At 39.0% G+C, this 13,830-nt stretch carries 12 protein-coding genes; 4 read left to right on the forward strand and 8 right to left on the reverse strand.

Annotated features, from left to right (window positions below; translation table 11 throughout):
* Positions 1-391: 391 nt before the first annotated feature.
* From BP621_RS06975 to BP621_RS06985, 3 genes are all read right to left on the reverse strand, one after another.
* Positions 392-961, reverse strand: coding sequence for a hypothetical protein (locus tag BP621_RS06975; RefSeq protein ID WP_292388744.1), 570 nt, complete (start codon positions 959-961; stop codon positions 392-394).
* A gap of 102 nt (positions 962-1,063) precedes the next feature.
* Entirely contained in the window at positions 1,064-1,300 is a 237-nt protein-coding gene (locus BP621_RS06980; protein ID WP_292388745.1) for a hypothetical protein, read from the reverse strand.
* Entirely contained in the window at positions 1,263-1,445 is a 183-nt protein-coding gene (locus BP621_RS06985; protein ID WP_292388746.1) for a hypothetical protein, read from the reverse strand. Before BP621_RS06985 ends, BP621_RS06980 begins: the two co-directional genes overlap by 38 nt.
* 277 nt (positions 1,446-1,722) lie before the next feature.
* Here BP621_RS06985 and BP621_RS06990 point away from each other — a divergent pair, with 277 nt between their 5' ends.
* Entirely contained in the window at positions 1,723-2,481 is a 759-nt protein-coding gene (locus BP621_RS06990; protein WP_292388747.1) for a winged helix-turn-helix domain-containing protein, read from the forward strand.
* Between the two features lie 134 nt (positions 2,482-2,615).
* On the opposite strand, the gene BP621_RS06995 is transcribed toward BP621_RS06990, so the two are convergent.
* The 3 genes from BP621_RS06995 to BP621_RS07005 all read right to left on the reverse strand — a co-directional run bounded on the left by BP621_RS06995 (position 2,616) and on the right by BP621_RS07005 (position 5,644).
* Entirely contained in the window at positions 2,616-3,869 is a 1,254-nt protein-coding gene (locus tag BP621_RS06995; RefSeq protein ID WP_292388748.1) for a tyrosine-type recombinase/integrase, read from the reverse strand.
* 206 nt (positions 3,870-4,075) lie between these two features.
* Positions 4,076-4,762, reverse strand: coding sequence for a LiaF transmembrane domain-containing protein (locus BP621_RS07000; protein ID WP_292388749.1), 687 nt, complete (start codon positions 4,760-4,762; stop codon positions 4,076-4,078).
* A 303-nt stretch (positions 4,763-5,065) separates the two neighbouring features.
* Positions 5,066-5,644: a hypothetical protein gene (locus tag BP621_RS07005; RefSeq protein WP_292388750.1), complete on the reverse strand. Its 579-nt coding sequence runs from the start codon at positions 5,642-5,644 to the stop codon at positions 5,066-5,068.
* Between the two features lie 1,206 nt (positions 5,645-6,850).
* Between BP621_RS07005 and BP621_RS07010 the strand changes: the two genes are divergently transcribed.
* The 3 genes from BP621_RS07010 to BP621_RS07020 all read left to right on the forward strand — a co-directional run bounded on the left by BP621_RS07010 (position 6,851) and on the right by BP621_RS07020 (position 11,874).
* Entirely contained in the window at positions 6,851-9,244 is a 2,394-nt protein-coding gene (locus tag BP621_RS07010; RefSeq protein ID WP_292388751.1) for a glycosyltransferase, read from the forward strand.
* An 88-nt stretch (positions 9,245-9,332) separates the two neighbouring features.
* Entirely contained in the window at positions 9,333-10,367 is a 1,035-nt protein-coding gene (locus BP621_RS07015) for a glycosidase (protein WP_292388752.1), read from the forward strand.
* Positions 10,368-10,455: 88 nt separating this feature from the next.
* A complete protein-coding gene (locus BP621_RS07020; RefSeq protein ID WP_292388753.1) occupies positions 10,456-11,874 on the forward strand; it encodes a glycosyltransferase in 1,419 nt (472 codons plus the stop codon).
* Positions 11,875-12,125: 251 nt separating this feature from the next.
* On the opposite strand, the gene BP621_RS07025 is transcribed toward BP621_RS07020, so the two are convergent.
* Together BP621_RS07025 and BP621_RS07030 are read right to left on the reverse strand one after the other, a co-directional pair.
* On the reverse strand, positions 12,126-12,470 hold the full coding sequence (locus BP621_RS07025) for a hypothetical protein (RefSeq protein WP_292388754.1): 345 nt from the start codon (positions 12,468-12,470) through the stop codon (positions 12,126-12,128).
* Positions 12,471-12,823: 353 nt separating this feature from the next.
* Positions 12,824-13,579: an MBL fold metallo-hydrolase gene (locus BP621_RS07030; protein WP_292388756.1), complete on the reverse strand. Its 756-nt coding sequence runs from the start codon at positions 13,577-13,579 to the stop codon at positions 12,824-12,826.
* Positions 13,580-13,830 lie beyond the last annotated feature (251 nt).

A 13,830-nucleotide genomic window follows, 5' to 3' on the forward strand; every position in this document is an offset into this window, starting at 1 on the left:
TAAGTGCCTGGAGCATTTGCAGGTCGCGCCGTTGGGCTCTGATTACAGCATCATTATCCTCTGGGTCTACTTGGGGAGATATTGATTATCCCTCCTAAGCGGCCTTAAAAAGAGGTTTTTATCTTCCCTAATCCTACAGCACAGAGAACAACGTTTTATTTTACAGTTTGTAGGTTGCTTTTTGCAGGATTTTATGAAAGTTCGAAGAGCCATTATGGCCCACTCCTTCTTTGCTCTAAGCTCCTGTATGAAAAGGACCTCTGGCCTATAATGCCCTATATTATACTGCGTATCCTTCATGCCCTGCATATTTTTTGATGTGTGTGGCTCATCGTGGAGGTATTGGAAATATCGGACAGATATGTGCAGGATGAAAACGAAAAAATTAATTTTATCGAGCTTCAGGTAAAAGCACCCCCTTGATGCAAACAGGACAATTTCCCCCATACACCTGCGAACAGTCGTGGAACTGCGAAGTGTCAATTTCGTCTGGTCCTAGGTCAAAAGTTGTCGGGAATTTCTTACCCTGCCGTTTCCCGCCACCAGGGCAATCTTTTCTATGCTTCGTATTCCTCACATCCCGCATATCTTTTGATGAGTGTTCCCAGAGCCTTTTCGAGCGGATCGGAACTGTTTTCCAGAAAATTAACTGCTTCCTTTCTCGTCGAGTAGGTCTTAGTTGCCCAGGATATGTTATTCCAGCGTAAATTGTTACTAGTCTCAGCCTTCCAGTAGAAAACGCCTCAGTTACGAGGTCAGGTATCACTATACATTTTTCTTCGTCCCCCTCTTTAAGATCGAGGAGATACGTCGTGATAACCCAGTCACTCTCAGGCCGTATCCTGAAAAATTCCAGTCCACTTCTGGGCTTTCTAACAGGGATAGCAGTTAGTAGCTTCTTAGCCACTGTCCCTAGCTCAAAAGTGGGGGTAAACCGAAGGTCTTCAAAATTAAAAGGCATAAAAGCCCTCCAGTTTAAAGTCAAAGGTTTCTAAGCTGTACTTTACCTCGTCAATAAGGCAGCTGAAAAAGAAAATTATATAAAATATGTATGTTAAATTAATCATGGGATATCACTCTCATTTTCTCTTGAGGGTCGGTATTCCACAGGCGTTTTGCAAGTGTTCAAAGCCTCCAAGCAATCGGGCACTTGCAAATCGCTGACTGCAACGCTTTTAATCAATGTGGCTTGCGCTTTTTCATATACATTCCCAGATTTTATTCTATAGTCTATAAGTTCAGGGAACTCTTTATACAGTTCTTTAAACCTGGCTATAGTCTCTGGTTTTAAATCTTGCATTTGTTTTCCTCCTTGGACAGTCGCTGGTATCTATCATGGTCTCAACAGCTATAATTCTCAATCTATTTTCACTGTCCATTTCTATTGTTACAGTTTCTTTTTTTGGATTCATTGATTTCATCCATTGCATCGGAAGCGAGATCATATAGCTCCCTCTCTGTTAGACCTTTTTTACCAAAACTAAATTTACTTATTAACTCATGTATAAAGACAGTATAAATATATACATATTAAATATATAATTATTTTTTAATATTTAGTTTATTATTCAAGCCAATATCTAATGCTAATCGCTAATTACCGATATTTTATCGGTTAGCAACCGACATACATTATATAAAATAATAATCATAACTTATAAACATTTCGAATATCGGTAACTCGCAGATATTATTAAATACGAATTTAACTGTGTATATAATATGAAAACAGAAACAAACAAAGGAAAAATATTAGATCTCTTACTTGACTCTCCTAAGACAACGGCAGAATTAGCACATGAATTAGGTTATGTTAACTCAGAAGGTATTGCGCGTTACAATGTAATTGATAAAGACTTAAAAAAACTCGTAGAAAATAGATATCTTAAAAGTGTAAAAGTGAAAAAAGAACAAAAATCTGGAAATACTCCAACATTGTATTCGATCAATTTTAGTATTCAGAATTTAAGGGCTATGATAGAAGACTATCCATTCTTAACATCGAAAATGAAAAGAAATGATATAGTTTTAGAAGCCATATTCAGTGAATGTTCAAATTTTATACGCTCAAATAAATATAAATATGAGATTAATCAAAATAAAGATGAACACAAAAGGATATTTTGTGATTTCTCTTTTGTTATAGACAAAGAAGATTTAAAGAAAAGATCTCAGCTATCTGAAGAATTTTTTAAACTTTTTCTTATTAATGATACAGATCAATTGGCTTTTCACACGTGGGTACTTGCCAAGACATTCAACGAAAACTTAAGTACAAAGGTTTGCAAAAAAGAGAGTAACCTGAATGACAAGATTGTAAATTCAGATAATAAACCCACAAAGCAAGAAATAAATTTTGGTTTAGATGTAGTTTTTAAAGCATGTGTTATCAAAGATATAGTGGATGGCAGATCAAGCATAGATGCAATAGAATATCTGAACCAAATAGAAAGTGAAGTATCAGATGAAACAAACCTATAGTAGAGAAATTATCTAGAGAATACGAATTTTCTAACCATACTCCTTGAGGAGGAAAAGTTAACCTTTATTAAAAATATAAGATTAAGAAAACGATATAAAAATTGCCAGAAGAAGAGAAATTCTTCGGACATGTCTTAACTGTTTTGTTTATTTAATAATTTTTGGACCTCTATGGCCACTAGTTTCTCCAGTTTCTCCGAAATTTTCAAGTCCATACTAACGCTTTCCAAGAACGACAGGTCTAATCTCCCTGCATCTTTTTCGAATTTAAGGGCTGTTGCTTGATCAAGGATCAGAGCACACTGACTACAGAACTTGTCATCTGGTCTTAACACATTATTACATCGAGGGCACTTCTTAAGCGTCACCTGTCTGCGGTCTTCCGTTTTCAGTCCACATTTTTCGTAGATCCGATCATTAATCTCGTCATCTGTGAAATTTGCGTAGATCCTAAGCATTTGGTGTGAGCCTTTAGACCATCCTGCCCGGTGCTTTACCTCCTGCTCATTATACCCGTCCAGAATCCAATTTGTGATAGCTAGGTGTCTGAATGAATGAGGATTTACTGGCTTTTTAATTCCTGCATCTTCTCCCAATCTTGATAGCATTGTCCGTATGCTTTGATAACTCATAGCCCCACCTTCTCTCTTTTTGATCCAGAGAGGGGCTTCAGAGTTCTCTCTTTCCGGATGAACTGCTAGCCACTGATTTAAATAACCTGTAGACCAAGTAATAGGAATGCCTTTTGGTTTTGTTGTTTTCTTACTCTTGCTGCTTTTAGAAATATAGATTATGGCACCGTACCTATTAAACACTACATCCTTGATTCTGCAAGAAGCTAAAGCTCCAATTCGCATCCCTGAGTCACATAAAACAGAAACTAAAGCCTTATCACGTGGGTGATTACAGGAGTTAAGAAGCTTATCAAATTCTCCTTTTGTTAGTAAGTCTGAAGGTTGTACAGGTGTCTCGATTGCTTCAAGTTGAAGTTTCTGTACCCACTCAGGTTGAATTCCATTTCCTAACCATCTGTGAAACTTCTTCATAAATTTCTTATAATTTCGCAGAGAATTTCTGGAAAGTCCTTTTTGACCTTTGTACCTGCCTAAGTATTCATCTTCCAAATAAACTAGAACTCTATCAAAATCAAACGCGTCAATCTCGTCTAAGGGCTTTACAATACCTATTTCTGAAAAACGTTCTATGAGCCTTTTACCGTGCTCTATATAGCTAATTATAGTGCTTTTGGAGATTCCTTCTCTGCGACATGCGATAATGAAATTTTGTATCAGTTCTTTGTTACGTGAGTTTGTATCAAGTTTTTGCAACTTGTCTATTGCCTGCTGATATCTTATCTCAAAACCATGGACATCATCAACATTTGGCATACTATATTATAGGTCATGTAGGTTTATTATCATAATGTATGTAGTCCGTGCCGGGCTATACTCACGTCTTATTAATAAATTATTTTTTTGATACGAAGGTAAGAGTTTCTATTTTTCTTTAATGCGAAATCCGATTTTTCATTTTAAACGTCATTTTAAACTATTAGTTGTTTTTTCCATCAAAATTAATTCCATATGAGAGCCGGTCAGTCCTTTATCGAAAGTCCTCCAAACGCAACGAACCCTGTGACCATAAGATCAGGCTTTTCCGCACCGCTCTCCCTGCGTATTGAACTCCTTGGCCTTTCGTCTTCCACACCACCCAAAATAGGCATCACTTCCGATTCGATCTGCCATTTCTCAGGGACTTTTAAGTCAACACCCCCAAAAAGGGAGACTATGCTTATTTTTGCAGGTGGTTTTTCAATACTGGAATCCCTCAGGTCAAGATCTATTCCTCCGAAGATTGCAGTGATATCCCCACCTCGAAAATTTTTGGAATTACTGGCGCTGCTCACCCCGCCAAAGACTGCGAATAGATCTACGGTTTCGGTACTTTTTCTAAAAACAGATAAACGGCTTTTCCTGTCGGTCAGAATTCCAATTCCGATAACAATAATCAGCAAAGGCCACCAGCTGGCAATAGCTTCCCAGGAAATTAAGTCAAGAGTCAATAACTGAAGAATTGTGAAAATTACTATTAAAATGATAGGTCCTGAGAAGCTGGAAAACTTACTTTTCCAGAGTGCATAGAGCCCAAGTAAAATGAATAAAGAGGGAATGTATTCCAGCAGTTGGATAGTGTCATATATTCCGGTGCTCCTAAGCAGGAGAAGGGTTCCAAGAATCAATACAATAGCCCCAAACATTGTCTGGTATGAAACTTTAGTCATAGTTATCTCTCATATTTAAATTCCGGGTTTAATTATACGGCTGTCTCTCAACAGTTCTTTCAGCTTTACTGCAACAGTCAGCTGTCTGGAGTTTGTTATGGACACTGGTGTTAAATAATATTCAAAACAGTGTTTACTGTCAAATTAAGTACATATAATTATAATAATGTTTAGCAATCTTGACTATCTAATTTTCATATACATCTTTTTATTAACAGATACATACAATTACGCATTCTCTTGAAAATTAATTGAAAAAATTCAAGAGTAGCTAAAGACTCTATTATAGCTTTCTATTATAGCTTATAGCTCTCCGGCTCTCAGTTCTGCAATATATGGATCATAAGCTGCAATTGAGCCGCCCGAACAGCGTGCAATGTAATAATCTGCGACAATACAAGCTTGCTGCTCACGATTATATTCACGGAAATGCTTTTTTTCCCCAGCTCTGTATGCATACCCTGTGCTCGCCTGCGCATGAAATGCTTCAACCAGATATTGCGAACCTGTATGTTCCATCTGCGCGACATGGGTTAATTCATGAATAAGCCATCTCATATCGGAGCTGCATGCGGCCGTGTTAAGCTTTCTATTGAAGTTAACTGTATGAAAAATTGCAATTCCCATACCTGAGCAACTCTTTAGCTTTGTCCCCAGCCAGGCGAGAAATGAAGCTTCGTCAATATGCACCTTCCGATAATTAATTATGTTTCCAAATATGCTTCGAGCTTCCTTTTCCTCTATCACGGTAAGGTTTCGGGTATTAAATTTGACAACTCTCCACAACTGATCAATAAGCTCAGGGAAAGCACAAAAATCGAAAACTTTTGCAATAACCCAGCTGACACCTATAGAAAGGGATAAAAGTCCATATCGTATCATTTATAGAAACTCTCCTCTCCCTGCCAGATCAGGGTTTTGACGGTTTTCAAAGAAGGCCTTCAAATAATCACCTGCTTTATTACTATTAATCACCTGCTTTATTACTATTAATCACCTGCTTTATTACTATTTTTCATGCCTTAATGTCTTGATTCCTAGTCCCAGCCGCTCGACTTCTATACCTTGATTCCTATATACACTACACTGAAAGTATCTGCCACATATAATAGGTCTGAGTCTTTAAAAAAGCCTTTTCAGCTTTTTCAGTATATCATCTTAAATAAATTAAATATTCACTTAATTATAAAAACCATTTTGAGGCTGAGCAGCGAAGTTTCTTTTCTGGAAGGAACAGCACCTTGAAGAATATCCTCTGAAATTTTTGTATGGTAGAGCCCTATGTGCTGTGATTATAAATTGTGACGCATCAGTTAATCTACTCTAAAAAGTTTTTCCCCTTTTAACTTTCAGTAATCTCCATTCTAAAAACTCAGGTTTTCCTATTCAAGGAACTCTGAACCATACCATAGCTTTTGTTTTATATTTTACTATTAATAATCTAGTATATCCAGATTTGGATAAAGCCAGTATGTATAAAAAACAATACATATTAAAGGACTTTTAATAGAGTACAGAAAAAAGATTCTGACAGAAAAGGCAGTGAACAAAAGCTAAAATTCAGGATTGAAGTGGATGCTGATTCGGAAAAAACCCAGTGATAACAAAAACCATCTTATAGCTTCTCGGGCACTATCTTTCCACAATTTTCTATTAACTTGTTCTGTTAACACAAGCAATTATATTTATAAATAATATTAAATAGCATTGAATACAATTATTAGGTCTAATCAATGTTTTGTTACCCACTTTGTTGAAGTTTAGCAAAGTGAGGGGTTGGGTGAGGATTATAAATATATCGCTATTTAGTAATCACCTGAGTTATTAGTGATTACCTGCGCCTAGCAAACCTCTATATTTTATAAATTCTTAACTATATATATTTCACTGTAGTCACATTTTTAAGGGAAATATATATAGTTATAATCCAAGACCAAATCCAAGGTCGAAATAAACTTTGTACACATAGTATGCGGATTAGTGTGCCGATAATAGGGTTTTATGGAGAATATGCGTATGTAACTGGAAAATTATACAACTGGTAAATAGAGAACGCGATTGAGTTACTTTGAGTTTGGGGGGTATTAATTGAATAAGCAACTGAAAGTGCTATTTATAGGAACCTATTTTCCAAAAGAATGTGGGATTGCCACATTTACATCCGATCTTTTAAATTCAGTGTCCGGGGAAGAAAATGACGTTCACTGTGAAGTAATTGCTTTGAACGATCCCTCTGAGACATATAATTATCCTGAAGAAGTCGTTTTTCAAATACAGAGAGACAGGATCGAGGATTATTACCTAGCTGCTGATTATATAAATCAATCTGATGCTGATATCGTATGTCTGCAGCACGAATTTGGGCTTTTCTGGGGAAATGCGGGAGACTATATTTTTGCTCTTCTTTCAGGAATCAACAAGCCTGTAATAAGCACTATGCATACTGTAATCCGAGAACCTGAACCTGAGTACAGGGTATCCATTGAGAAACTCATCAGGTATTCCGAAAAGCTGATTGTAATGAGCCAGACTGCAGTCGAGATGCTAAAAGAAGTTTATAAAGCTCCTGAGGATAAAATAGAATTAATCTTTCATGGAGCACCTGACTACCCTTTTAACGACTGCAGTAAGTATAAAAAGAGATTAAATCTGAAGGGAGCTCCGCTTGTCTTAACTTTCGGCCTGCTGAGCCAGAATAAAGGTATCGAAAGTATGCTTGAGGCTCTCCCCGAAGTTGTAAGCCAGTATCCTGACCTCGTTTACCTTATACTGGGTGCTACGCATCCTGTAATTAAAAAGAACTTTGGGGAAACATACAGGCAATCCCTCAAAAATAAGGTCTCAGAACTCGGACTTGAAAAAAATGTAGTATTCCATGACAAATTTGTCGAGAAAGAAGAACTCTGCAATTATATCCTCGCCAGTGACATTTACGTATCTCCTTACCTTTCCAGAGAGCAAATAGTAAGCGGTGCTCTTACCTATGCAATTGGCATGGGAAAAGCAATAGTTTCCACTCCATACTGGTATGCCCAGGAAATGCTTTCCGATAATCGCGGATTGCTTGTAGATTTTGGAGACGCGGATGGTTTTAGAAAATCTCTTTTGCATTTAATTGAAAATCCAGAAGAGTGTGATAATATGCGCAAAAAGGCATATGATTTTGGCCGAAAAATGACATGGAAAAATGTAGGTAAACAATATAATACGGTTTTCACCAGGGCTTTAAAGAACTACAGTGCCTACTCCACTTCGAAAAAGTTTAATTTCCTTCCAAACCATCTGCCTGAAGTAAAACTTGATTATCTGAGATTATTAACCGACGATGTGGGCATTATTCAACATACCAATCTTGGTGTACCGGCTCGTCATTATGGGTACAGTACTGATGACGTAGGCCGAGCTCTTGTTGCACTGACACAGTTAATAGATAACCAGAAGAAAGCCGAGGAGTTATGGAAGTTAATTACCACATATCTTAGTTTTCTTGAACATGCCCAGACTGACACAGGCCACTTCCACAACTTCATGAGTTATAAACGGGAATTTTTAGATGAGAAAGGCAGTGAGGATACTCTTGGACGTGCTATCTATGGGCTTGGGCATGTGGTAAGCTGTCCTTACCTGTCTAAAAATCTACGCACGCTTGCCCATACCCTTATGAGCAGAGCCAGACCTGAAATGGAGAAGCTCAACTATCCAAGGGCAAAAGCCTATACAATGTGCGGTTTGTATGAAATGCTCAGAGCAGGTGTGGATGCAGATGAATTCGAATCGGTCTTCAATTCGCGCAGGGATGCGATTAAGTCCATAGATTCCCTTGTAAGTAAAGACACCTTTGAATCCATATTTATCAACCACGCGAATTCTCTAGTCGACTTATATGAGGCTAACCATAAAGAAGACTGGAACTGGTTCGAGCCTACAGTAACTTATAGTAACGCAAAACTGAGTGAGTCCCTTTTACTGGCGTACAATTACACCAAAGACCGAACTTATAGGAAGGTCAGCCTTGCCACCCTGGATTTTCTTACTGAGATTCAGTGGAAAGGCGACTTCTTTGACATGGTCGGAAACCAGGGCTGGTACTCTTACAATGGGAAAAAGCCTATTTTTGACCAGCAGCCGATCGAAGCAGGTTATCTGACTCAGGCTTATGTTTCAGCTTATGAGATTGTGCGTGATAGGAAATATCTGGAACTTGCAAGATATTCTTTTGAATACTTCCTTGGAAGAAATCGTTTGCAAACTGTTATGTACGATTATTCCACAGGCGCAGTCTGTGATGGGCTCAACTGCGACGGTATAAATCGTAACCAGGGTGCAGAATCCGTAATTTGCTTCCTTATGGCTTTAAGCTCTTTAAATAGGCATATGGATAAAACTTTCAGTACGATGCTGCAATCCAGAGTAAGCGATGAAGTCGATGAAGGAACCCTGGAAAAAAGAAAGAGCTTTTTGTCAGCAAATCAGGTAGAGTAAGAGAAGAAACAAGCGAGTATACGATTGGGAGAGGGATATACGATTGGGAGAGTAAAAGAATAGTATGATCTGGGGATGAGAGAATAATATGATCTGGAAAGACCATGGGGAGCTATTTGTAAGATACAATAGGAATCCTATATTAACCGTTGACGATTGGCCTTATCGGGCCCACTCGGTGTTTAACCCTGCAGCTGTTATAGTTAATGGTAAAACTTTGCTACTGGTGCGTGTCGAAGACCACAGGGGCTTTTCTCACTTTACAATAGCAAAGAGTGAGAATGGGATTGATGGCTGGGAAATTGATCCTGAACCAACCTTTTCTTCAGATCCTATAAACTATCCTGAAGAGATATACGGTATCGAAGATCCGCGCATAACTTATATAGATGAGATGAAAAAATGGGCTGTTGCATATACGGCTTTTTCGGATTCGGGCCCCTTAACTGCACTTGCCTTTACAGAGGACTTCCGCAATTTTGATCGACTAGGAGCTACCATGCCTCCTGAAAATAAGGATTCTGCTATTTTTCCTGTAAGGTTTAACGGCAGGTGGGCAATGTTACACAGGCCTGTGTCTTTAATAAGCGGTGCAAAGGCAAATATCTGGATTTCCTTTTCTCCCGATATGAAGTACTGGGGAGAGCATGAAGTTCTTTTGTATGCCAGGGAAGGCGGATGGTGGGACGCGAACAAAATAGGGTTATCTCCACAGCCAATCCGTGTATCTGACGGATGGTTAATTATGTATCATGGAGTACGCCAGACAACGTCTAAGGCAAGTTACCGGCTTGGACTCGCTCTCCTTGATCCTTATGATCCCAGAAAAGTGCTTCACAGATCGGAAGGCTGGGTTTTCGGACCGCGTGAAATGTATGAGCGCAGTGGAGACGTCAATGATGTCGTTTTCCCCTGCGGATGGGTTCTGGTGGACGATGAAATTCGTATTTATTACGGGAGTGCGGATACTTCCGTATCGTTAGCCACCGCAAAAGTGCGTGATGTTCTTAGGTATATTCATGAGTGCCCGGAGAAACAGTGCCCTGATGAGTATTGTAGATGGTTTGAAGAAGATATACAAAGTTCCACTGATCCGAAAAGAGGGTATTCTAAATTGAAATAAGCAAATAAAAATTAAAGTTAAAAATTAAAGTCGATAATTAAAATTAAAAGCTAAAAGCTGAAAATTTATCTGTAAAGTTCAAAATTAAATGCTGAAAGTAAACGTAAAAAATATAATTAAGTTTGGGGATGTGAGTGATTTTGGGGGTATTAATATAAGAATTGCAATGTTGTCTCCAATTGCCTGGAGCACACCACCTAAAAAGTATGGTCCCTGGGAATCTATTGTATCTTTATTGACTGAAGGACTGGTAAAAAGGGGTATTGAAGTTACATTGTTTGCGACAGCGGACTCTCACACAGCAGCGAAACTTCATGCCGTTTGTCCGAGACCCTATGAAGAAGATAAGGATATGATAATAAAAGTGTATGAAGGACTGCATATATCAGAAGTTTTCGAGAGGGCAAAGGAATTTGATATAATCCATAACCATTTTGATTATCTTCCTCTGACCTATAGTGCGCTTGTGGATACACCTGTTGTAACAACAATCCATGGAATTTCTTCAAGGAAAATTTTACCTGTATATAAAAAGTATAATAATAGAACTTTTTACGTATCTATAAGTGACGCCTACCGATGCCGTGATCTAGACTATATAGCAACTGTTCGGCACGGAATTGACATAGAAAGCTTTCATTTTAATGAAAAACCTCAGGATTATCTACTCTTTTTATCACGCCTGCATAAAGACAAAGGCGCAAGGGAAGCAATAGAGGTCGCAAAAAAGACCGGCAGAAAACTCAGGATCGCTGGCTTCATTGCGGATCAAGCCTATTTTGAAAAAGAAGTTCAGCCGTATCTAGACAATGAACAGATTATTTACGAAGGGCATATTGACCCTGAGTTTAAGAAGGAACTACTGTCAAATGCCTATGCTTTGCTGCACATGATTAATTATGAAGAGGCTTTCGGGATTGGCGTGGTTGAAGCTATGGCCAGCGGCACACCGGTAATTGCAATGAACAGAGGTTCAATGCCTGAGCTTATCCAGGATGGAGAGACCGGATTTTTGGTCAATAGTGTTGAGGAAGCTGCCGAAGCTGTGCAAAAACTTGGCTCCATATCCCGTAAAAACTGTCGAGAAAGTGTTGAAAAACGTTTTTCGGTTGACAGAATGGTAGATGATTACATTAAAGTGTATAAAACCATTCTCGAAAAGTGCAAACGTGAGGAAGAAAGGCCCTGGGGTTTTTATGAAGTGCTTATGCAGAGGCCTGGATATAAAGTCAAAAGTCTTACTGTTCTCCCTCAGGGTGAAATCTCACTCCAGCGCCATTCTTATAGAAGCGAGCACTGGTACATAATCAGTGGAGAGGGGCTTGTAACTAAAAATGGAAGTCAGATTAGGGTTCTTCCCGGAGACTCAGTCGATCTTCTGGTAAACGAGGTACACAGAATTAAGAATATAGGCGGTCAAAACCTTGTTTTCATTGAGATTTCACAAGGAGATTATCTAGGAGAAGATGATATTGAAAGGCTTGATGACAAATACGGGAGAGCCTGAATAACGGAAGAGCCTGGACAGTTTGATGCTTAGAAAATTTATATACAGGTTATGACAAATTTATAATTGCTCAAATTATAATACTTAGATTATAATGATGCTTAGCCTGTATTTCACCGGCAATTCCTATAAATTGCTCCCATTTTTCCTGTACTGTGTTTCTCTGTGTACAACTCTTCTATACATTTCTGTAATTATTCTTTTTCTGGCTCTTTTAGGTTCTGTATTCTTTATATGATTGTTCAAATAGTTTAATCCGGGCATTCTGAATTATTATACGAATTTCTGACCTGGGCCGCCATTTCCTCACCCAGCCTTTCAGAGACATTTTCTATGAAAAGCTCAATATACTCGAATGGTACACAGCCGAGGCTTTCTTCTCCTGATAAGATGAGTCTGACAAGGTATTCAAGGTCATATCGGGATAGCAGCTTTATTCTCCTCAGGAAATCCTGAGCATCTTTTGCATAATGGTTCGCCAGGGGAGGAAGTATGGAGCGATAAGCCATTCCTGAGCCTGAACATAGATACCCCTCGCATTCCGGGGCAACGGTTTTCAGAATGCCAATGTCTGTCTCAGAGAGTAGTCTTGCCATGATGATCACCAGTGATAAAGGCATACAGCTTGTATTTCAAAGCCTTTCTCTGTACGAGAGTGATTCTGTTTTTCTGCTATTTAATGATAAGGCTGCATACTCACCTGACTGGATGCAGTCGGACGATTTTAGAAATATATCTAGCAGTATATAAGTCACGGATAAACAATTCTGAGTTTAAGCCTTTTTTCAAGAGATGAAGAGTAAATTTTGAGTAGTGCCGAGGGATTTGCTATTGTTCGAGTTGCCTCTCGTTTTAACTATAGCCTTGCTTAACAGCCGGAATTTCACTTTGTATCTTCTGAGACAAACGTAATACATCACTTACACTTCACATTTCACTTTGTGCTTCATTATAATTCAAGTTTCATCAGGTCTTCGGCAAGAATAATTTCTCCTTCAAAATACCCTTTCAGGCGGTGCACTGCTTCTCTTTCATGCCCCCGCATTTCCGGATAGAAATGTGTAAGGCAGATGCTTCCAATTTCTTTATTGTATTCTTCCAGGATGTCGGCAAGTGAGCTGGGAGTAGTATGGTTTGTGACTTTCATGCCCGAGGGAAACGAGCACTCGTGGATCAGGAGATCGGCCTCTGCTGCAAGATCCATTACATCTCTAGAGGGCTCGGTGTCTGCGGAGTAAACGAATTCCCCATCCTCTCCAGTCACGCGGTAAGCCAGCGTCGGAACGCTATGCGTGGCTGCCGTGCAGCTGATCTCACAGTCGAATCCATCGGGAGTAAATTCTTTTCCGGGGGCGAGCTCAATAATGTCTACGTCCACTTCTTCCTGAAGATATTCATAAGCGTCAATCACTTTTGAAAACCACTCTTCGGTTCCTTCAGGCCCGTAGACCTTCATACTTGTGTTTCCGCGAAGCCAGTTTGCCTTGATTAGAGGGTGGAGGTCAGCTACGTGGTCAAGGTGAAGGTGCGAAAGCAATACCGTGTCCACTTCAGTGTGGGAAATCCCGATCTCAGGAAACCTGTTCAATACGCCGCTTCCGCAATCAATAAGCAATGGCTTTTCTTCAAGTCTCACAAGCATTCCGGACTGTACCCTATTCTTCTGCGGGATCGCAACTCCAGTGCCAAGAAATGTTATTTCCATGAGCTAAAGAATAAACTTTAAATAATTTAACTTTATTTAAAGCATGTCTGCATAACGGATCTTTGCGGCTCAAAAAAACCTGCTTTTTTTAAAGCGCGAGGGTTGCAGCCAGGTCAAAGGCGTCAGATCTAACATATAGGACTAAATAAAACCAAAAAGTAACTGAACGAAAAGAAAAAAAGTAAAGAAAAAATAAAACAGAAAAAAAATAATAATTTACTCCTCGATGTGCGAGGGTTGCCCAGCCAGGT

Origin of the sequence: Methanosarcina sp. UBA5, assembly GCF_002505485.1 — an archaeon.
GTDB lineage: Archaea > Halobacteriota > Methanosarcinia > Methanosarcinales > Methanosarcinaceae > Methanosarcina.